This window comes from Hominisplanchenecus murintestinalis (assembly GCF_943193015.1).
Lineage (GTDB): Bacteria > Bacillota > Clostridia > Lachnospirales > Lachnospiraceae > Hominisplanchenecus_A > Hominisplanchenecus_A murintestinalis.
This window is the reverse complement of sequence record NZ_CALPCM010000002.1, coordinates 116,643-137,312: the sequence shown is the minus strand read 5'-3', so window position 1 is coordinate 137,312 and position 20,670 is coordinate 116,643. Positions and strand designations below refer to the sequence as shown.

General features: G+C 44.8%; 14 protein-coding genes, 1 pseudogene and 1 riboswitch. Of the genes and pseudogenes, 11 read left to right on the top strand and 4 right to left on the bottom strand.

What is annotated here, in order from left to right; genetic code table 11:
* Positions 1-71: 71 nt before the first annotated feature.
* Both NFR99_RS01720 and rd read left to right on the top strand, forming a co-directional pair.
* A complete protein-coding gene (locus NFR99_RS01720; protein WP_135975512.1) occupies positions 72-1,685 on the top strand; it encodes an MBL fold metallo-hydrolase RNA specificity domain-containing protein in 1,614 nt (537 codons plus the stop codon).
* Positions 1,686-1,719: 34 nt separating this feature from the next.
* Complete coding sequence (rd, locus tag NFR99_RS01715; protein ID WP_120480908.1) at positions 1,720-1,878, top strand: rubredoxin; 159 nt, start codon at positions 1,720-1,722, stop codon at positions 1,876-1,878.
* A 51-nt stretch (positions 1,879-1,929) separates the two neighbouring features.
* On the opposite strand, the gene NFR99_RS01710 is transcribed toward rd, so the two are convergent.
* Complete coding sequence (locus NFR99_RS01710) at positions 1,930-3,687, bottom strand: DUF885 domain-containing protein (RefSeq protein ID WP_251352403.1); 1,758 nt, start codon at positions 3,685-3,687, stop codon at positions 1,930-1,932.
* Between the two features lie 424 nt (positions 3,688-4,111).
* Between NFR99_RS01710 and NFR99_RS01705 the strand changes: the two genes are divergently transcribed.
* The 3 genes from NFR99_RS01705 to NFR99_RS01695 all read left to right on the top strand — a co-directional run bounded on the left by NFR99_RS01705 (position 4,112) and on the right by NFR99_RS01695 (position 8,044).
* On the top strand, positions 4,112-5,404 hold the full coding sequence (locus NFR99_RS01705) for a UDP-N-acetylglucosamine 1-carboxyvinyltransferase (RefSeq protein WP_120480949.1): 1,293 nt from the start codon (positions 4,112-4,114) through the stop codon (positions 5,402-5,404).
* A gap of 386 nt (positions 5,405-5,790) precedes the next feature.
* On the top strand, positions 5,791-6,594 hold the full coding sequence (locus tag NFR99_RS01700) for a hypothetical protein (RefSeq protein WP_251352401.1): 804 nt from the start codon (positions 5,791-5,793) through the stop codon (positions 6,592-6,594).
* Between the two features lie 100 nt (positions 6,595-6,694).
* The gene (locus tag NFR99_RS01695) at positions 6,695-8,044 is read left to right on the top strand and encodes a glucose-6-phosphate isomerase (RefSeq protein WP_120480905.1); all 1,350 of its coding nucleotides are present in this window, start codon (positions 6,695-6,697) and stop codon (positions 8,042-8,044) included.
* 42 nt (positions 8,045-8,086) lie between these two features.
* Here NFR99_RS01695 and NFR99_RS01690 read toward each other — a convergent pair.
* Positions 8,087-8,428 (bottom strand): annotated as a pseudogene (locus NFR99_RS01690) (phosphohydrolase); the annotation flags it as partial.
* Positions 8,429-8,611: 183 nt separating this feature from the next.
* On the opposite strand from NFR99_RS01690, the gene NFR99_RS01685 reads away from it, so the two are divergent.
* From NFR99_RS01685 to NFR99_RS01665, 5 genes are all read left to right on the top strand, one after another.
* Positions 8,612-8,983 carry a GntR family transcriptional regulator gene (locus tag NFR99_RS01685; RefSeq protein WP_120480904.1) on the top strand — a complete coding sequence of 124 codons (372 nt, stop codon included), beginning with the start codon at positions 8,612-8,614 and terminating at the stop codon, positions 8,981-8,983.
* A gap of 3 nt (positions 8,984-8,986) precedes the next feature.
* Entirely contained in the window at positions 8,987-9,829 is an 843-nt protein-coding gene (locus NFR99_RS01680; RefSeq protein WP_251352399.1) for an ABC transporter ATP-binding protein, read from the top strand.
* Between the two features lie 2 nt (positions 9,830-9,831).
* The gene (locus tag NFR99_RS01675; RefSeq protein ID WP_135975503.1) at positions 9,832-10,464 is read left to right on the top strand and encodes an ABC-2 transporter permease; all 633 of its coding nucleotides are present in this window, start codon (positions 9,832-9,834) and stop codon (positions 10,462-10,464) included.
* A gap of 318 nt (positions 10,465-10,782) precedes the next feature.
* Positions 10,783-13,473, top strand: coding sequence for a hypothetical protein (locus NFR99_RS01670; RefSeq protein WP_251352397.1), 2,691 nt, complete (start codon positions 10,783-10,785; stop codon positions 13,471-13,473).
* 26 nt (positions 13,474-13,499) lie between these two features.
* Positions 13,500-16,067, top strand: a complete 2,568-nt coding sequence (locus tag NFR99_RS01665) for an amidohydrolase family protein (protein ID WP_251352396.1) — start codon at positions 13,500-13,502, stop codon at positions 16,065-16,067.
* 50 nt (positions 16,068-16,117) lie between these two features.
* On the opposite strand, the gene NFR99_RS15335 is transcribed toward NFR99_RS01665, so the two are convergent.
* A complete protein-coding gene (locus tag NFR99_RS15335; RefSeq protein WP_135975499.1) occupies positions 16,118-17,212 on the bottom strand; it encodes a VanZ family protein in 1,095 nt (364 codons plus the stop codon).
* A 77-nt stretch (positions 17,213-17,289) separates the two neighbouring features.
* Complete coding sequence (gene mgtE, locus NFR99_RS01655) at positions 17,290-18,648, bottom strand: magnesium transporter (RefSeq protein WP_120480898.1); 1,359 nt, start codon at positions 18,646-18,648, stop codon at positions 17,290-17,292.
* 255 nt (positions 18,649-18,903) lie between these two features.
* A riboswitch (M-box (ykoK) riboswitch) is annotated at positions 18,904-19,063 on the bottom strand.
* Between the two features lie 205 nt (positions 19,064-19,268).
* Between mgtE and NFR99_RS01650 the strand changes: the two genes are divergently transcribed.
* Positions 19,269-20,657, top strand: coding sequence for an MATE family efflux transporter (locus tag NFR99_RS01650; RefSeq protein ID WP_120480897.1), 1,389 nt, complete (start codon positions 19,269-19,271; stop codon positions 20,655-20,657).
* Positions 20,658-20,670: the final 13 nt, after the last annotated feature.

The window sequence follows — 20,670 nt, the reverse complement described above, 5'->3', positions numbered from 1 at the left end:
AAAAGAAAAAAAGAGAAAATGTGTTAAGGGAATCTGTATTAAATGAATAGCCAAAAGGGGGGATACTTAAGATGAGACTAATGTTTTTAGGGGCGGCGCATGAGGTTACAGGGAGCTGCCTGTACTTGGAGGCGTGTGGAAAGAAGCTGTTGGTGGATTGCGGCATGGAACAGGGGGAAGATACCTATGAGAATCATGAAATTCCAGTGTCATGCAGTGAAATTGATATGGTACTCCTGACACATGCCCATATTGACCACTCCGGACTGCTTCCACTGTTGTACCAGAGGGGGTTCCGGGGACAGATTTTTGCAACTATGGCGACAAGGGATTTATGCGAGATTATGCTTAGGGATAGTGCGCATATTCAGATGTTTGAAGCGGAGTGGAGAAACAGGAAAGGCAGGCGTGCCGGGAAGGAAGAATTTATCCCTCTTTATGATATGGAAGATGCAGAGGGGGCGATTAAATGCTTTGTGGGATGCGCATATGATAAAGAAATCCTGCTGGGAGAAGGTCTGCGCATCCGCTTTGTGGACGCCGGGCATCTGCTGGGGTCTTCTTCCATAGAAGTATGGGTGAAGGAAGAAGGGGTAGAGAAGAAAATCGTATTTTCCGGAGATATCGGAAATAAGAACCAGCCGCTAATCTGTGATCCACAGTATATCCGGGAAGCTGATTATGTAGTAATGGAATCTACCTATGGCGACAGAAGTCATGGAATCGCGCCGGATTATGTGGGGGAATTAAGCAAGATTATCCAGGAAACTTTCGACAGGGGAGGAAATCTGGTGATTCCTTCGTTTGCTGTAGGCAGGACGCAGGAAATGCTTTACTTTATCCGGGAGATTAAGGAGAGACATCTGATTAGGAATCATGGGGATTTTGAGGTGTATGTGGACAGTCCGCTGGCAATTGAGGCTACCCGTATTTTCATGGAGCATATGTATGATGATTTTGATGAAGAGGCGATGGAGCTTGTGGAGAAAGGCATTAATCCAATTGGATTTACGGGGCTGAGGACTTCTGTTACAAGCGATGAGTCAAAAATGATTAATTTTGATATGAAGCCAAAGGTGATTATATCCGCCAGCGGCATGTGCGAGGCAGGCCGGATTAAACATCATTTGAAGCATAACCTGTGGAGGCCGGAATGTACGGTGCTGTTTGTAGGATATCAGGCTCATGGTTCATTGGGGAGGGCGCTTTTAGAGGGCGCGTCCAGGGTAAAGCTCTTTGGAGAGGAAATCGAGGTATGCGCACAGATACGCAGGCTTGCCGGTGTAAGCGGACATGCGGACAATGAGGGTCTATTGGAGTGGATTCAGGCATTTAAAACAAAGCCTGATAAAGTTTTTGTGGTTCATGGCGAAGATAAAGTGTGTGAGCATTTTGCACAGCGTCTTAGAAATGAGCTGGGAATGAAGGCAGAAGCGCCTTACAGCGGCGCAGTCTATGACCTTGCGGCGAATAAATGCATAGAAGAAGGACAGCCGGTAAAAGCAAAGAAGAAAGTATTGACGAAGCTTCCTAAGGAAACCAGAGGAAACACAATATTTACAAGGCTGTGGGCAGCCGGTCAGCGTCTGCTTACAGTTATCCGCCATAATGAAGGCGGAGCAAATAAAGATTTGGCAAAATTTGCCGACCAAATTAATGCGCTTTGCGATAAATGGGATCGTTAAGCTATAGAAAAAAAGAAAGGAAAGGTAAAGTGAAATGAAAAAGTATGTTTGTGAACCATGCGGCTATGAGTATGATCCGGAGGCAGGCGATCCGGATAACGGAATCGCTCCGGGAACGGCTTTTGAGGACATTCCGGAGGATTGGGTATGCCCAATCTGCGGAATGGGAAAAGAAGTCTTTGTAGAAGCATAAACAGGCAGCCGCCTCCCTCTTCTGTGGAAAGAAGGGGGAGGCGGCTGAGAATCAGGAAACTGGCTCCTGTGTAGAAGCAGTTTCTGTCTCCGATGTCTGGAGGAGATATTGTTCCAGGACGGAAAAAGGCGCAGGTCCGATTTCGAGCACATCTTTATGAAATTCTTTGAGGGTGAAATCTTCGCCCTGCTGTTCTTTCACTGCATCCCGCAAGTCCATGAAACAGAGATAGCCTACATAATATTTGAGATAATTGGCAGGAGCCTCAATAATCATGTCATAGAGAGAATCTGCGGCAGCGGCGCTCTGAAAACCTACTTTTGAAAGATATGCTTCCGCCTGTTCACGTGTACAGCCGCGATAGTGGATGGCAATATCAAGGGCGCTGGAAATTCCAAGGATAATAGAGCGGTTGAGACGGTTCAAATCTGCGGTGACAGAGTCTACATTTGCAGTTGAGTAAGAATACATTTCTACATAAGTGGCCCACCCTTCCACATAGCCTCCAAAATTCAGGATACTGCGGACTTCGTTAGAAGGAACGCTGCCAGAGTAAACGGTCTGGTAAAGGTGTCCCGGATACCCCTCATGGGCGAGGGTGGTGTATAGTTCCAGCGGAGAATAGCCGGAAATGTTGTTGATGTATATAACATTAGAAGAAAGGTTATCCACGGGAGGCGTGAGGTAAAATGCCGGGCTTAAAAAATCCTCCAGTGATTTATGTACGTATTTTACATCACAGGATACGGAAGGAGGAGCCGGAAAGTCCTCGATACATTTTTGCTGAAGTTCTTTCAGGATATCCGTCGGCTCGGCGGTATTGCCGGCAGCGGAAGAACTGAATATTTCAGGGTGTGCGGCAATAAGTTCTTGAAGCTCCCGGAAGTCTGCCAAAAGCTGCTCCTTAATACGGTTTTCGATTTCGGCAATGGAGTCATAACATCCGGTAGTGTCTTTTACAAGGTATTCGTAATATTCTTTTCCATGTTCAAAATATGCCAGTCCTCCAGAATTCTTTCCGGTACCTTTCAGCGCGGTTAGCCCGTTAATCAGGAGCTGGTAGGCGGGAATTACATGGTTTTTTACAAGTTTTTTGTGTTTTGCTTTTAAACTGTCTTTTTGCGGTTTAGAGAAACATTCCATAGCTTCAATATTTTCATCAAAAATTGGAAGCAGGAAATTTTCATCTGCGTCAATAAAAGCCCTGCATTGTGAAATAATATTATCAGCGGCGCGGTCGCTCATAAAAAGCCCGGCTTCTGATTTTGCTTTTTCGAAATCCAGGATAGAAGCATAGTAGGTGTCCATCTGGGATATCAGCGTTAGATATTCTTTGACATCTTCCGCGCTTCGGAAACCGTACTCGGCAAGAAGAACCGGAAGCTGTGCCTGTGTGCCAATCGTAGGACCGAGAGGCTCAGAGTAGAGTGCGTAATCCTTGCCCTGATGTTGGATATCCAGATAAGAAGACAGAATGTCGTAGGTCAGTTTGTTTTTGTCTGAAAGGCTCTTGCGGGATATTTGGGACAGGGAATTTCGGTAATTTTCCAATGTGGAAATTCCCTGGGCAAGAGAATCCGGCGCAGCGTCTCCCAAAGTAATGGGATAATCTTCAATACCGAAAGATTTCGGGTTTGATAGGGTGTAATGAAGGTTCAGGGTATTGCCTGTGATTTCACTGCGGAACATTTCGCCGGTAAAGTCTGTGAACTCCTTGTTATCTCTGTAAAAACGGATGGAGAGCACAAGCAGCAGAGCAGCAGGAATCAGCAGGAGCCTGAGGATAAGAGAACGTTTGTCTTTAAGCATAGGCTACCAACTATAATATTTGTTGTTCTATAGGTATGCCGGGCAGTTGAAAGAAATGTGTTTTTCTCTGAAAACAAACTGCTGCGTACTGATATTATCACAGGCGGCGAGGGGACAGAGGTAGGAGAAACGCCAAAAAAGCCCTGGTTTGATTGGAAAAAATTATAGAGCATTACCAAATTCTTAATTTTTATTTACAAAAGTAAAGAATGTGATATAATATAGGCGGATGCAATGAATCAGACACCTGCAGGGCAGGCATTTGGAATGGCTGAAAAAGTGTAAGGGGAGACACTATAAATATGGGAAACAATCTCCGGGAAGTTTGGGTAGTATAAAATAAGGACAGCGGTTTTCTGCATTGGCATGGAGGGAGAGGCATCATATGGGCAGGGCTGTTGCGAGTATGAATTTGAGGTGTACTATGGAACAGTATATAATAAGGGGTGGAAACCCATTAGTCGGTGAAGTGGAGATTGGCGGTGCTAAGAATGCAGCGCTGGGGATTTTGGCAGCAGCCATTATGACAGACGAGACGGTAATACTGGAGAATCTTCCGGAGGTGCAGGATATTAAGGTTCTGCTGGAAGCTATCAGCGGAATTGGTGCACGGGTAGATAAGATTGAAAAAGGAAAAGTGGCTATCAACGGTTCGATGATTGGCGATGTAAGCGTTGAGTATGAATATATAAAGAAAATCAGGGCTTCTTATTATCTGCTGGGAGCGCTTTTGGGAAAATATAAAAAGGCAGAAGTTCCGCTTCCGGGCGGGTGCAATATTGGCAGCAGGCCGATTGACCTGCATCTGAAAGGATTTAAGGCTCTTGGAGCGGAAGTACGTATTCAGAATGGTTCGATTGTGGCGCAGGCTGAGAAGCTGCAAGGCAGCCATATATTCCTGGATACTGTTTCCGTAGGGGCAACCATCAATATCATGATGGCGGCGTCTATGGCGGAAGGACGTACGATTATTGAAAATGCGGCAAGGGAGCCTCACGTGGTAGATGTGGCAAACTTCCTGAACAGCATGGGAGCGAATATCAAAGGTGCGGGAACAGATGTCATCCGTATCCGGGGCGTTGAGAAGCTTCACAAGACGGAATATTCGATTATTCCAGATCAGATAGAAGCAGGAACCTTTATGTTTGCAGCGGCAGCAACAAAGGGTGATGTGATGGTGAAGAACGTGATACCAAAGCATTTAGAAGCCACTACGGCGAAGTTGGAAGAGATTGGGTGTGAAGTAGAGGAATTTGATGATGCAGTCCGGGTAGTGGCGTCGAAACGTTTGCTGAATACACATGTAAAGACGCAGCCTTACCCCGGATATCCCACGGATATGCAGCCGCAGATTGGCGTGGCGCTTTCTCTGGCATCGGGAACAAGTATTGTGACGGAGAGTATTTTCGAAAACCGTTTTAAATATGTTGCCGAACTTGTCCGGATGGGAGGTATGGTAAAGGTTGAGGGGAATACAGCAATTATTACAGGAGTAGATAAGCTCACAGGGGCACAGGTAAGTGCGCCGGATTTGAGAGCAGGAGCCGCGCTTGTGATTGCAGGTCTGGCGGCAGAAGGGATTACGATTGTAGACGATATCGTGTATATTCAGCGGGGATATGAGAATTTTGATGCCAAGCTGCGAGGGCTTGGGGCGGAGATTGAAAAAGTAACCAGCGAGAAAGAAATTCAGAAATTTAAATTCAAAGTAGTATAATTTACGGAGGCGGGTAAAATCGTGCAGATTTACCCGTCTCTATCTTATTTTATATCTTTGCAGGCGGACTTAAGAATATTTATGAACATAAGAAATTTCGACAGACAGTGCGCGGACCTGTTCAGGCGGCAGAGTTTGAAGAACGATTTTTGTCCGCAAACCATGCGGCTTCATAAGAAGCAGAGGTTTCTTACCCTCTTAAAGTAGAACATGAATCTTCCTGTTTCGATGGGGTTCATGGGAGAAAATACCCGAAAAACCGAGGTTTTCAGGCTGTTTTTGTCGGACGATTTTACTTTGCAAATGGAAAATCTGAGGCTATAATGGCGGTGAAAAAAGCGAAGCGGCCTGGGGTTACAGGCAGCGGCAAAAAAGGGGGAAGATCTATGTTAGAAATTATGCAGCAAAACGTTTTACTCTACGGAATAGCGGTTCTGGGTATCTGGGGGGTGGCCAGCCAGATTATCCTGCGGATCGTATATGATAAGCTTATCCACGATATGGAAAAACCGGCGTTTGCCAAGGGAAAATATGTAAAGCACCTGAAACAAAAATATAATGTTTATAAACGGATACAATCAGGAACAGATAATGTGAACATTTTTATTCAGAAGAGTTTAATGGAATATAAATTTTTAGGTATGAACCTGCATACCTGGAGGCGGATGGGAGGCGCAGTATTTGTGCTGTGTGCAGTTGTGGGAGCCGTGGGATGGTATTTTGCCGGAACTCTGCAGCTGGCAGAGGAGATAAGACAGAATTATTTGTGGGCGGTACTGGCATCCGCGCTTTTGATTGCGGGGGCATATGGGGTTACGGATACGGGATATCGGAGAAAGTATCTGGAGACTGGGCTCCGAAGCTTGTTTTCCGGCAGCAGCGCGCAGACAATACAGGCGGCAGACTTGCCTGAACAGCGTACAGAGGCTGTAAAAGAGGAAGTGAAACCGGAAAGAAAACCTTTCCCAATAAGAGCTTCTGCGGAGAAAAAGAAACGGGGAAAATCTATGGAGACGAAAGCCCAGAGGGACAAGCGTGAACTAAAAGAAAATCTGGCGAAGCTTAAGGAAGGCGCCGCAGAGACGGCAGCGGCTGAGGGCAGCCGCAAGAGGAATACAGAAATTTTACAACAGATGGATCCCGCAGAACAGGAAAGAGTTATCCGCGAGGTGCTGAAAGAATTTCTGTGATTATGTCTTGATAATATGATGTAAGTTTGCTAGAATGAGGGATGAATACAGGCAGTTTTTAAGATGCCGGTAAAAAGAACAAGAAAGAGGAGTGTTTGAAATGGCAGAGAAAATTACATTTGACTATTCAAAGGCAATAGGTTTTATCGGTGAGAACGAGATAGCGCCGATGGAAAAACTGGTACAGGATGCCAGAGAAGTCCTGGTAAGCAGGACAGGGGCAGGAAATGATTTCCTGGGATGGATTGATTTGCCTGTAGATTATGATAAAGAAGAGTTTGGCAGGATTCAGAAAGCTGCTGAAAAAATTAAATCGGACAGCGAGGTGCTGGTGGTAATCGGCATTGGCGGCTCCTATCTGGGAGCGAGGGCAGCGATTGAATTCCTGCGTCACGGCTTTTACAATATGGTTTCGAAAGAAATCCGCAAGACGCCGGAAATATACTTTGTAGGAAACAGCATCAGCAGCACTTATTTAGCGCAGTTAATCGATGTCATCGGGGACAGGGATTATTCTGTTAATATCATATCAAAGTCGGGAACTACCACGGAACCGGCGATTGCTTTCCGTATCTTCAAGGACATGCTGGAGAAGAAATATGGAAAAGAAGAGGCAGCAAAGAGAATCTATGCGACTACCGACAAGGCAAGGGGAGCCTTAAAGAATCTGGCGACAGAGGAAGGCTATGAAAGTTTTGTAGTGCCGGACGATGTAGGCGGAAGATTTTCTGTACTGACCGCAGTGGGGCTTCTTCCAATCGCAGTCAGCGGGGCTGACATCACGAAGCTTATGGAAGGCGCGGCAGCCGGAAGAAAACGTGCTATGGAAGCTGACTTTGCAGAAAACGACGCATTAAAATATGCGGCAGTCCGTAATATCCTGCTCAGAAAAGGCAAATTAGTTGAGATATTGGCGAACTATGAGCCGAGCCTGCACTATGTATCCGAGTGGTGGAAACAGTTATACGGTGAGTCCGAAGGAAAAGATCAGAAGGGTATTTTCCCTGCATCTGTAGACCTTACTACAGACCTTCATTCTATGGGACAGTTCATTCAGGACGGAAGCCGTATCATGTTTGAGACCGTAATGAACGTGGAAAAACCACGGTGTGAGCTGGTTATCGGTGAGGAGCCGTCAGATTTGGATGGCCTGAATTATCTGGCAGGAAAAACGGTTGATTTTGTAAACAAGAGTGCTATGAACGGAACCATTCTTGCACATACGGATGGAAACGTGCCGAACCTGGTCGTAAACATCCCGGAACAGAATGAGTACTATTTAGGTGAGCTGTTCTATTTCTTCGAGTTTGCCTGCGGCGTCAGCGGCTATCTCCTGGGTGTGAATCCGTTCAATCAGCCGGGAGTTGAGAGTTATAAGAAAAATATGTTTGCCCTGCTTGGAAAGCCGGGCTACGAAGCAGAGAGAGAAGAGCTGTTAAAGAGATTATAAAAATTAAACGGGGGAGACAGTCCGCAAGGAAACTGTCTCCCTTCTCTCTACCGTAGCAGGATGGATGCCATACCGGATAGTTACGTCTACAAATCTTTTTTCTAAAAGGCAAAAGCCTGTTGGCATAGCCAGAGCGTCACACAGCTGTACTAAGCGGTCATAATCGTCATAAACGGCATTTGCAATAAATTCCTCCATAAACAGGTAAGCATCGTCGCTTATGTCAAATTCACCAATAGAAGTGTTAATACCCTGAATCATAAACGCATGAGAAATACATATCTGCGCTGCTTTTTCCCATCCTCGCTCTATGCAATAACGATAACCGTCTATCAGATGTTTTTCTGAACTCACTCCGGCATAACGTCCGACGTCGTGTAGTATTATGTTTATCATATGATGTCAAATTTAATATACGAAATAGAGCCAAATGTGTCAATCGAATATCAGCTGCTTATAGAAAAAAGGCATTCATACAGGTGTGTGTAAAGAATTTTCAAAAAGTAATTGACAAAACTGTATCTGCTGTATATATTGTTAATATACAGATAGAAAAGGAGAGAGTAGATGAACGTTTTTATTGATAATAAGCGGGGCGCGCCGATTTATGATCAGATTTATTCCCAGATTAAAGCACAGATAATAAATGGGGAACTTAAGGAAGATGAGGCGCTGCCATCTATTCGAAATCTGGCGAAAGATTTGCGCATCAGCGTGATTACTACGAAGCGGGCGTATGATGAGCTGGAAAGAGAAGGATTTATCTATACGCTTCCGGCGAAAGGGTGTTTTGTAGCACCGAAAAATGTGGAATTGCTTCGTGAGGAGAGCCTGAAAAAGATAGAGGAATATATGCAGAAGATTGCGCAGCTTGCGGTATCCTGCGGTCTGAGCAAAGAAGAAGTTGTTGAAATGTTTATGATGAACTGGGAGGAATAAAGGATGAATGCATTAGAAATCAAGGGACTGACGAAAGCGTACAGGGATTTTCGCCTGGATTCTTTGGATTTAGTATTGCCGAGCGGGTGCATTATGGGGCTTATTGGGGAAAATGGGGCAGGAAAGAGTACGACGATTAAATTGATTTTAAATATAATCCGAAGAGATGCGGGTACGATTACCATTATGGGAAAGGACAATAGGAAAAATGTACAATTGATGAAAGAAGATGTGGGCATTGTATTGGATGACGTGGGATTTCCTGAGTGCCTGACCGGGAAACAGGTGGGAAAAATCATGCGGAATACTTATAGGAACTGGGACAATAAGGCATATGAAGATTATCTTAGGAAATTTTCTGTTCCGATGGATAAAGAGTTTAAGGATTTTTCGAGGGGAATGAAGATGAAACTTGGGATAGCAGTGGCTATGTCCCATGATCCGAAGCTGCTGATTTTGGATGAGGCGACCAGCGGACTCGACCCGGTAGTGCGCGACGAGGTGGTGGAGATGTTGAATGAATTCACCAGGGATGAGGGACATTCTATTTTGATTTCTTCCCATATTGTAAGTGATTTGGAGAAGCTTTGCGACTACATTGCATTTTTACATAAGGGGAAGCTGCTGCTCTGTGAAGAAAAGGATGCTCTTTTAGAAGAATTCGGGATTATCCATTGTGCTCCGGAGACTTTGAGGGAGCTGGACGCATCTGCGGTGAAAGGAAAGAAAGAGACGGCATATGGGGCAGAGGCGATTGTGAAGCGTAATGCGGTTCCTGTGGGAATGGATGTTAGTCCGATAGGCATAGAAGAATTGTTTGTGTTTATGGTAAAGGAGGGGAAATAATTATGAAAGGGCTGCTTTTGAAAGAGTCTTATATGATAAATAAATATTGCCGTATGTACTTGGTGCTGGTATGTATATTTGGAGCGGTTTTTGTAATATCGGGAAATGAATTTATGATGTTTTACCCGGTGGTGCTTACGGGAATCATACCAATGAGCCTGATTTCCTATGACGAAAGAAGCAAATGGTACGTATATGCAGAAGCGTTTCCTTATAGCCGGAAGCAGATTGTTTCGGCAAAATATTTAATTACGCTGTTCTATCTGTTGGCAGCAGTTGTTATACTTGCAGCGGCAGGAGTGATAAAAAGTGTTCTGTTTCCAGGCGGAGAAATGAGCATAAAAGAATATCTTTTCGTTGTTAGTACGGTTCCGTTAGCTGGTCTTTTTATACCAAGTATTATGCTGCCCCCAGTGTTTAAAATGGGCGCTGAGAAGGGACGTATTGTTTACTATGTCGAGATTTTTGCAATAGCCTTGATTTTTGGTATTTTTTCAGAGTTCCAGGCGGAACTTGCACGGTGGCTTGCGTATTTTGGAAGCCTGATAGTACCCATAGCGATTGCAGGGATGCTGCTGCTTTTTGGGATTTCGTGGATGCTGTCTGTGAAGTTCTATGAGCAGAGAGAATTATAGAGAGTTTTGTTTAAAACATAGCTGTAAAAATGAAATGCTGAGAACAAGGATAATACAAGACTGATAAATATGAAGTAGATTTGCAGTTAAGAGCAGAGGAGCTTTAAATTCTTCTGCTCTTATTTGTTTTATAAAGTATATAGGAAATGAGGTGCTATTTAATTCTTAAAAGGATATAGAACAGTAAGACGGTTACTGGTTTATTGAATAAGATTATAATGGATTATAGACAAAATATATGATAAAATGACTTTAAGTTTTGATTGTAAACAAAGAAAAAGTTTTTTGACGCTATAAATGAGAGGGGAGGATGATAAAATGTCGGAGATTACAATTATAAAGGGTGAAGAATTTAAGATAGCGGTAAAAAAAGAAATTAAGCGGGATGATATTTTTATAAGCGAATACAGGCGGGCGGCAGTTATGTTGGATGAGATTGCTGGGGCCTTGAAGGAGACCGAAAAAGAAAAAGAAGTTTGTTCATGGAAGGAGAGTGATTTTGAAAATAATATTATTGCATTTTGCGGGGAGCGGGGAGAAGGAAAAAGCAGTGTGATGATGAGCTTTGCCAATGCGGTGTATGAGGATAAAAACAAAAAAAATATTATTTTTGAAGAATGTAAAAACTTAAAGAATCTGAAATTTGCAGAGCCGATTTTGATAGATCCGTCTTTGTTTGATGATGTACATAATGTGCTGGATATTGTATTGGCAAAGCTTTTTAGGCGCTTTTGTGCATATTATGAAAAAGATAACCAGAGTATGGGCGAACAGGCAAGGGAGCGTTTGCTCAATCGGTTTCAGACAGTTTACCGTTATGTTTCGCTGATTAATAACCAGAAACAAATGCTGGACGATGAATTTGATTATGAAGGAAATATCACCAAATTGAAGAAGCTGGGAGAAAGCTCTGCACTGAAAGAGGAATTGGGGAAATTGGTGGAAGAGTATCTGAAAGTTATGGGCGGATATGAAAAAGAGAGTCAGCTTCTGCTTGCAATTGATGACTTGGACTTGTGCAGTGCAAACGCTTACAGGATGACGGAACAGATTCGGAAGTATTTAATTATTCCCCACGTATTTATTGTTATAAGTGTGAAGATTGAGCAGTTGGAGCTGTGTATCCGGGAGAAGAACCTGAAAGATTTTCAGGAAATTTATAAAAATAAAGAAGAGAATATATATGGGCAGTTAAACAGGGAAGTAGAGGTGATGGCTGAGCGGTATGTGGCAAAGCTGATTCCCAAAAAAAGGAGGATTTATCTTCCTAAAGTACAGAATTTTGAGGAAGTACATATTGTCTACAAAGAAACGCAGGAAGGGGAAAAGCTATGGGATTCTAATGAAAAGAAGGGCTTTATTTGTGCAGTGCTGGATTTGATTTATGACAGGACAGGAATGCGCTTTTTGCCGGAAGAGGGTGGGAGCAGCTATCTGCTGCCAAATAACCTGAGGGATATGATTAGCTGGATGGCGGTAATCGCGGAAATGGAAAATCCGGAAGGCAAGGATGCTGTTTATCTCCAGAATATAAAAAGGTTTGAAAAATATTTTCACGAATGGACAGAAGATAGCCTGGAGCTATATAATGGATTGACTTTGCAGGATATAGGAAATATGAAAGCGTTTCATTTGCATAGGGCGGCGCGGTGTATATTGGAAGAAATGCGGCAGGATATTGACAGGAAATTTGCGGAACAATCCGAAACATTTATAACGAATCAGCCGGCTGGTTTTTCCCAGATCATGAGTTGTCTTGAGAATTTAAAAAACAGGCTGATGGATATGCATAAAGGGGCAAGTATTTGTCAGCTGCGCACGTTGTATACGATAAAGCTGAATAAATTTTTGAGAAATAGCCAGAGTGATGAAATAGTAAAGTTTCTGGGCGGATATATCTGGGGAAAAGGGTTTTCAGGTTTGATTCCGGCGTATGGGAACACGAAGATCGACCGCTCCCGATTTTCTATAGGGATGGTCAAAGCTTTTAATAAAATCTTGGAAAAAGTAGATAAAAATGCAGAAGGCTTGGAGATTCCTGAGGATGTGAAACGGTATACGCTGTCTAATATTCCAGGGCAGAACCGGGAGTCTTATATAAAAGCGTGGACGCTTTTGGGACTGCTTTCAAACCCGCAAAATGATAAAGGGGAACCCCAATCTTTGACGGATGGCGCACTTATATCGGGAAACAGGCAGCCATCTAATCATATTCAAATTAGCCTGGAAAATTATCTGGCAGGCTTATGCAGCCTGGATTTCATGTATGAAAAGATGGGGATGAGTCTGCTTGGTATAGAGGATGAAGAATTTCAAGAGGTAACTGCGGTTTTGGCGGATAAAAATCAGGCGGGTATTCAATGCGCAAGAACAATTGCTTCAAATGTGGACGTGGCGCTGGGAGTCAGGGGCTACTGCATGAAAAACCGGAATTACAAGGAAAGGACAAAAGATGAAACAGAGCGCAGCCGGAGGCTGGCAGAACTTTTCTTTAAAAATGTGGCGGACTATATGGAGCAGCAGGGAATGAAGTATAAGTCGTATGATTTGGATACTTTTTCAGTAGGCGCAACGGAGAATGGAATTTATATCAGCGAATTGTATGCGGAGCTTTTGGATTTGAGTATACAAGATAGGGAGTTAAAGAACCAGCAGGAAGAAAGTGAGCAAATGGAAAAAGCTCTGGCAGAGTTCAGAAGGAATCTGGAAGAAATCCCGGAGATTTGGAGCCCGAAATCAGTTAGGGTAGTCAGGAGGATAACTAGCACAGGAGCAGAATCGGTTAAGAGAAACATGGATAATCTGGCTACTGCCGTGAGGAATTATATGTGGGAAAATAAAAAGCAGCCAGAAGGCTTGGAAGTAGAAGGACTATGCCAATTATATGAAAGGGTTATGGAGGGTTATCTGAAAGGTAAAAGGAGACAATTGCCGGAAGAAGTGAAAGAAGAGTATGAAAGGCTTGCGGCAGTTTTGGATAACATGAAAACAGAGGCAGATGAGAATTAAAACAGCGCACGAAAAGAGGAGCATATATGGATATCGAAAAAGGGAGCTTGGAGATATTATTTTTGAAAATTCCATATAATAAAATTTCAGCCAGGCAATCCATAGGCGGGGGACGGCACGATTATGGCAAAGTTTCGGAAGAACTGTACATGCAGTATGCCCAAAGTGTCTTTTCGAACTATTCGGAAGACGAAAGACGGAATCATTATCTGAAATTAGTCCAGGATATGAAGCAAAATCCAGAAGGGAAGCCGAATGTTTTCTGGTTTATTATGGGAATTGCAAAGAGGGTGCTCACATATGACGGGAGTGAGATTGCATGTAAATTTGACGAGATGCTGCGGTGGAGGGAGATATCCTTTCAATTGGGGCAGGACTTTTTTACCTGTGCATTTTTGGCAGCGCATGATTTAGAGTGGGGATATCGTTGCAAAAGTTTTTCATGGCAGCCAATTATACGCAGCGATAACAGCCGGTTACATAATATTTTGGAACAGGGGATGGCAGAAAACCATTTTCATCTAACGGGTTCTACAAAGGTGTTTGAGCTGAATTGGATATGTGTGATGAATCTGATTGATGGGAGATGGCATGATTTCAGGAAGATTCCCGGCGCTCTGCAGATTCATCAGGCGGACAGGGTCAGGAAGGAAGGGAAACAGGAGAACTTTTATGCGGAGTGCCAGAGAGCAGCGCTTTACAGGGTATATCTGTTTGCAGTCGTAAAAGGGAATGAAGGATTAAAAAAGATAGTTTTAAAAATTATAGAAAAGACAAATGGCAATATCCCGACAGAGCTGTTGGTGGGAGAGATCCAGGATGCTATAGTCCTGGCAAAACATGCTTATGGCGCGCGGGTGGAGGACAAATATATTTTGGACTATGCGTTTGAAAAGGATATGATAGACTGCAATCAGAGAGAGAATTATTTGTTGGCAGGCGAACGCCGATTTTTGTATGAATGTTACAAGGCGTGTGTTTCCGGGGATTTTTGTGCTTATGAAAAAAATCTGTTTTATGTGTATCTCTCTATTCGTACCCATTTTCGGGGGGAATTGATTCAGGTAAACAGGCAGGTGGGATTTGAGAATTTCAGCAGATATCAGGACAGAAAGGAGATTTTTATTGAAGGGCAGAAGGAATATGAGGATGAGCTGATCCGGCTGGCTTTAAATGGAACGCTGGGAAGCCAGAATATAGTTTCCCTGGAGGCGCGTATATGTCCCAAAAAGAGCGCTTTAAAGCTGTATGATGCTATTAAGAAGAATCAGGGAATTGTGAACGGGAATTCTGACAGAAGTAAAGAGAAGGAAAAACGATTAGATGAAAAGCAGGCAGAAAAGGTTATCTATGTATTGCATTTTCCCAAACAAAGAGACAAAGAATTCTGTGCAGGTTTGCCTAGAAACCATAATGTGAGGGCGGATACCAGAAAAAAAGCCAGGAGTATTGCATCACTGTTGGAAAAAGAAACAGATGTGAATGGAAAAATCAGGGGAATTGATACGTGTTCCAGTGAAATCCATTGCAGGCCAGAGGTATTTGCCCAGGCATTCCGGTATCTATTGGATTTGGAATTTTCGCGCGGGAAAGGAACGCGCCGGCGGCATGACAGGGAGGAAGTGAGAACGAAGCTGCATGCTACGTATCATGCGGGAGAGGATTTTTTTGATATTGTAGATGGACTGCGGGCAATAGATGAAACCCTTTTGTTTTGTGGCTTAAAAAGGGGAAGCAGGATTGGGCACGGCCTTGCCATGGGGATAAATCCCGGCGAGTACTATAAAGATAAAGGGCATAAGCTGGTAATGCCGAAACAGCTTTTGCTGGATGACATTGCCTGGCTGTTAAGCAAAGCGGAAGAGACGGGCTGCATCATAGAGAACCGTCTGAAGGCAGAGCTTAAAGAAAAGTATTGCAGTTTGTACGATGAGATTTACCGGGAACATGTGAGGGGTAAGTTTAAGGCGTCTGTGGCAGAATATTATCAGAGCTGGAAACTTAGAGGGGACAATCCGCAGGTATATCGTCTGGAGAAACAGGAGTTTTTAAAAAGGCTAGAACAAACGCCGCTGCTCAGGTTTGACAGATATGAGTTCAATGACAGGGTCAGTAACCATATCAGAAAAATAGAATCCTGCAGGGAACTGTATTTTGCCTATCATTACCATCAGAAGGTGCGGGAGATTGGAGATGAGAGGATAGAATTAAAGGTAGACCAGCGGTATGAGGCGCTTATATGTCAGATCCAGGATAAAATGATTCAGCAATTGGTACACAGAGGGATTGGAATTGAAACAAACCCTTCATCAAACTATTTGATAGGAACTATCACAAAATATGAGGAACATCCAATCCTGCGGTTTAATTCAAGAAAGCTGAAGCCAGTTCAGCCGAATGAGTCCTTGAACGTATCAATTAATACAGACGACCAGGGAGTATTTGATACTTCACTGGAAAATGAATATGCGCTTATGACTCTGGCATTGAGAAAAGCAAAAGATAAGGGCGGTAAACTGCTGTATGATATTGAGGATATTTATGAATGGATAGATTATGTCCGCAAAATGGGGTTAGAGCAGGTGTTTTCATAAATAATCCCCTGCATTTTCGTTGTTTAAGGCGAAAATGCAGGGGATTTTCTCTACATATCAAAAAACCAGTCCTTTTCTCTCTTAACCCGCCTGCGCCTTTTGGGGGGCGCTGTCTGCGGCGGCTGTGGAGAACGGGGCGGCTGCTCGTCGATTCCCCAGTCATTTGCCCGTGTAGGGTCCTGCCAGTTTGGGGAATAGGTTTCATCCCGGGGGCTGTCGATATCGATGGCTTCTTCGTCAAGCCATTCCTCTTCTGATTCCTGATAAGTCCGTTCCGGACGCTGCCAGTAATCATCCTGTGTACCATGTGATGATGAGTAGCCGTTTTGCTGCCGGCGGGGTAAGTCATGATAGTCATTCTGCGGCGAATAGGGCGATTCATGATAGCTCTCCTGCTGTCGGTAAGAAGAAGGCTTACGGCAGCTATCATGCGGCTGATAAGGCGGTTCGCGATAAGTCTCTGGCTGCCGCCAGGGAGTGTCCGCATAACCATCCGGGGCATAAGGCGGCTGCCGATATCCTTCCGGTTCCCGGTAAGGAGGCGCTGGATATCCACCCTGTCTGTAAGGCCGGGGTGGATATGGTGCGTCAGGATATTCGTCATCGTATCCGGGAGTATCTTTAAACCGCTTTTTCTTTCCGCGCATTTTCTGATTCTTTTTCGGGCGGAAAATGGTTTTCCGTCCTGTCCATCCGACGATGCGCACCAGAAGGATTCCAAAGAAGATTCCTATGCTGTCGATGCATACATCTTTTGCGGAAGGGCTGCGCCCTGCTACCAGGGACTGATGATATTCGTCTCCGCAGGCAAAAGCTACGCAGATGAAACCTGCCGTCAGCATCAGCAGAAAGCCATGCAGGCCGTATACATAAAGTGGGAAAGCCACAGCCACGGCAAGGGCAAAGTATTCAGCCATATGTGCCAGTTTCCGTGTGATGAAATGGATTTTATCTGCCCATTCTGCAATCTGCCATTCTTCTAGGTTCGCATCGAAAATGTAGTCGGCAGCCTCGATGATTTTGTAGCTGGCTTTGTAGCTTATCTGTGAGGAAACCTCCCCCGGCTGGGCGGAAAAGGAGAAAATCATATACATAAGCAGCAGCGCCGGAAGAAACGACAACGGCTTTAATAAACTTCGAATCATAAATTTGTACCTCCTTTTAAGAGAGTGTCCAGGGTCAGCCTATCATAACACTTTGGAGGTCTGCTGTCCAGAGGCATTTACCCCAATCCCAGCAGGCGTGTGGCAAACTGGAAGTAAACCAGCAGTGAGATCGCATCTACAATCGTGGTGATAAACGGGCTTGCCATAACAGCCGGGTCGAATCCGAGCCGGGATGCAATCAGCGGCAGGGTACAGCCTACAACCTTTGCACAGAAGATTGTGACAAACAGCGTCAGGCAGATGGTGAATGCCACCAGTATCGTCAGGTGGTCGACCAGCAGCAGTTTTCCGAAATTGCACACAGCGAGGGTAAGCCCACAGAGTAAGGCTACACGGACTTCCTTCCAGATGACGCGGAAAATATCACGGAACTCTACTTCTTTCAAAGAAATTCCGCGGATTACGGTTACGGATGCCTGGCTTCCTGAGTTTCCCCCGGTATCCATCAGCATGGGGATGTAGGCAGTCAGGACAACATATTTTGACAGGGCGTCTTCGAAGCTGGTAATGATAAATCCGGTAAAAGTCGCGGAAATCATCAGGAGCAGCAGCCAGGGCATACGGCTTTTCCAGAGGTCGAAGGTGGTCTGTTTCAGGTATGGTTTATCTGCCGGGACGATAGCCGCCATCTTTTCAATATCTTCGGTGGTTTCCTCTTCCATGACGTCCAGCACATCGTCAATAGTGACAATGCCCACCAGACGTTCTTCACGGTCAACCACGGGCATAGCCAGGAATCCATACTTGGAGAACTGCCGGGCAACGGTCTCCTGATCCTCCAGGGTAGATACGGAAATGATATTTTCTTCCATCAAATCTTCCATCGTTTCTTCAGAACTTGCCATAATCAAGTCGCGGATAGTCACGACGCCCATAAGCTGCCTGCCTTTTGCGCAGATATAGCAGTTGTTAATCGTCTCCTTATTAATGCCGCTGCGGCGGAGATGCAGGATGGCTTCTTCCGCGGTCATTTTTGGGCGCAGTTCTACAAACTCTGTAGTCATGATGCTGCCGGCAGAGTCGTCAGGGTACTGCAGGATGGTATTAATCATCTTGCGCTTTTCTGCGTCTGCCTGGATAAGAATGCGCTTTACTACATTGGCAGGCATTTCTTCTACGAGGTCAACGGCATCATCGACGTAGAGCTCATCTACGACTTCTTTCAGTTCGTTATCGGAGAACCCTTTAATCAGCATATGCTGTGTGTCGGGTTCCATTTCAACAAAAGTATCGGCAGCAAGCTCCTTAGGGAGCAGGCGGTATAGAAGAGGAACTGTTTCCTCGGGAATATCTTCAAACAGAGAAGCCACATCAGCGGCGTTCATTGTAGTGAGGATATCACGGAGCGTTGCATACTTCTTCTCCTCTGCCAGCGATTTGATACTTTTTTTGAGGGTTTCAAAAGCATCGGTCATTGGTCTTTCCTCCTATTTATATTTTCTGTATATACTTTACCGGAAAAACGGAAAAGTACAGATAGTGAGTAAAGACACAACAAAAGAACCGTATAGAGAAATCAGCAGCCAAACGGACACATAGGTGTACATCTGCCGCATAAAGGAACCTTTGCCGTGCCGCTACTGCAACTGTCTGCGTCCATAAAACTGCCTCCTTTCAAAGAATTTTTAAAAAGTCAAATAAAAAACCACTGCCTGAACAGTGGTGCGCATAAAAAAATCCGCAGACCGTTCAAGCTTTAGCATCACAGGGCGTGAAACTGCATTAGGTAACGCCTTCTACGACGTCACCTGCTGACCTTCTCGTTGTGTCTCCACAGCTTCGCGGCAGCAGTCCATATCCCTGCGGTAGCCTCACCTACCGAATCAACGATATTGTTTACGATATCTATATCTAATCTACACGTTTCGGTTTGCTTTGTCAATATTTAAATTTAATCTATGTGCGTATCCGTAACAGTAAAGCCGAAGGCTGAACTGTTACGCGTATCCAAGAAAAGTATATAAAATAGTATGCAGATATGCTATACTTAAAAAAATTTGAGATTTTCAATATAAAGGAAGGATGTATGCAGCATATGGCAGATGAGACGAAAATACAGCTTTTTGAGCAGAAACCTGTCCCGGCGGCGGTTGTGAAACTGGCGGTTCCTACGGTTATCAGCTCCCTGGTGATGGTGATTTACAATCTTTCGGACACTTTTTTTGTGGGGATGGTAAACGACCCGATACAAAATGCAGCAGTCACGCTCGCGGCTCCCGTACTGCTGGCATTTAATGCGGTAAACAATCTGTTCGGGGTGGGAAGCTCAAGTATGATGAGCCGCGCTCTGGGAAAGAAAGATTATGATACGGTTGCACGCAGCTCGGCGTTCGGGTTCTACTGCGCCCTGCTGTGCGGGATTTTGTTTTCGGCAGTTTATACGGGGGGCAGCAGCCTGTTCCTAAAACTGCTGGGTACAGATGCGGAGACAGTAGCCGCGACTGTGGAATACTTAAAGTGGACGGTCAGCTTCGGGGCAGTCCCGGCAATCTTAAATGTAGTGATGGCGTATCTGGTGCGTTCTGAGGGGGCTACTCTTCATGCCAGCATCGGCACGATGAGCGGGTGTCTGCTGAATATTGTGCTGGATCCCATTTTTATCCTTCCGTGGGGACTGGATATGGGAGCGGCGGGAGCGGGATTTGCGACGTTCCTTTCGAACTGTTTCGCCTGCCTCTATTTCTTTGTGTTTTTGTTTGTAAAGAAGAAAAGTACCAGCGTCTGTATCCGTCCGTCTATGTTCGGGTTCCGGAAGAAAATTCTGCTGGGGGTGTGCGGCGTGGGTATCCCCGCGGCGATACAGAATATCCTGAATGTAACGGGAATGACGATTCTGAATAATTTTACTTCCGGCTATGGCTCGGACGTGGTGGCGGCGATGGGAATCGCACAGAAAATCAACATGGTGCCGCTTTATATTGCACTGGGTCTGTCACAGGGAATCATGCCTCTGGTGAGTTACAATTACGCCAGCGGAAATGGCAGGCGGATGAAAGAGGCGGTGCTGTTTTCAGTGAAGATATCGGCCGTTTTTATGGCGGCTACCACGCTAGTTTATTATATGGGGGCGGACTTTTGGACGTCGCTGTTTATGAAAAATGAAGAGATTGTCGCATATGGGGGACGCTTCCTGCAGGGTCTTTCTTTATCGCTTCCGTTCCTGGCTATTGATTTTCTGGCAGTGGGAGTTTTCCAGGCGTGCGGTATGGGGAGCTGGGCGTTTGTTTTTGCCATTTTGCGGAAAATCGTTTTTGAAATCCCGGCGCTGTATATTCTGGACATGCTGTTTCCGCTCTACGGGCTTACGTATGCCCAGTTTACGGCAGAGTTAATTTTAGCTGCCGTGGCAGTTTTGGCGCTTGCGCGGATTTTTAAAAAGATGCCGGGCGGAGTTTCAGTAGAAGGAAAAGGAGATTCTGTTTGACGAATGTAAAGAT

Bases quoted from the DNA above. Each gene is read 5' to 3' on its own strand.
- NFR99_RS01720 (WP_135975512.1), top strand. From the start codon at position 72: ATGAGACTAATGTTTTTAGGGGCGGCGCATGAGGTTACAGGGAGCTGC.
- rd (WP_120480908.1), top strand. From the start codon at position 1,720: ATGAAAAAGTATGTTTGTGAACCATGCGGCTATGAGTATGATCCGGAG.
- NFR99_RS01710 (WP_251352403.1), bottom strand. From the start codon at position 3,687: ATGCTTAAAGACAAACGTTCTCTTATCCTCAGGCTCCTGCTGATTCCT.
- NFR99_RS01705 (WP_120480949.1), top strand. From the start codon at position 4,112: ATGGAACAGTATATAATAAGGGGTGGAAACCCATTAGTCGGTGAAGTG.
- NFR99_RS01700 (WP_251352401.1), top strand. From the start codon at position 5,791: ATGTTAGAAATTATGCAGCAAAACGTTTTACTCTACGGAATAGCGGTT.
- NFR99_RS01695 (WP_120480905.1), top strand. From the start codon at position 6,695: ATGGCAGAGAAAATTACATTTGACTATTCAAAGGCAATAGGTTTTATC.
- NFR99_RS01685 (WP_120480904.1), top strand. From the start codon at position 8,612: ATGAACGTTTTTATTGATAATAAGCGGGGCGCGCCGATTTATGATCAG.
- NFR99_RS01680 (WP_251352399.1), top strand. From the start codon at position 8,987: ATGAATGCATTAGAAATCAAGGGACTGACGAAAGCGTACAGGGATTTT.
- NFR99_RS01675 (WP_135975503.1), top strand. From the start codon at position 9,832: ATGAAAGGGCTGCTTTTGAAAGAGTCTTATATGATAAATAAATATTGC.
- NFR99_RS01670 (WP_251352397.1), top strand. From the start codon at position 10,783: ATGTCGGAGATTACAATTATAAAGGGTGAAGAATTTAAGATAGCGGTA.
- NFR99_RS01665 (WP_251352396.1), top strand. From the start codon at position 13,500: ATGGATATCGAAAAAGGGAGCTTGGAGATATTATTTTTGAAAATTCCA.
- NFR99_RS15335 (WP_135975499.1), bottom strand. From the start codon at position 17,212: ATGATTCGAAGTTTATTAAAGCCGTTGTCGTTTCTTCCGGCGCTGCTG.
- mgtE (WP_120480898.1), bottom strand. From the start codon at position 18,648: ATGACCGATGCTTTTGAAACCCTCAAAAAAAGTATCAAATCGCTGGCA.
- NFR99_RS01650 (WP_120480897.1), top strand. From the start codon at position 19,269: ATGGCAGATGAGACGAAAATACAGCTTTTTGAGCAGAAACCTGTCCCG.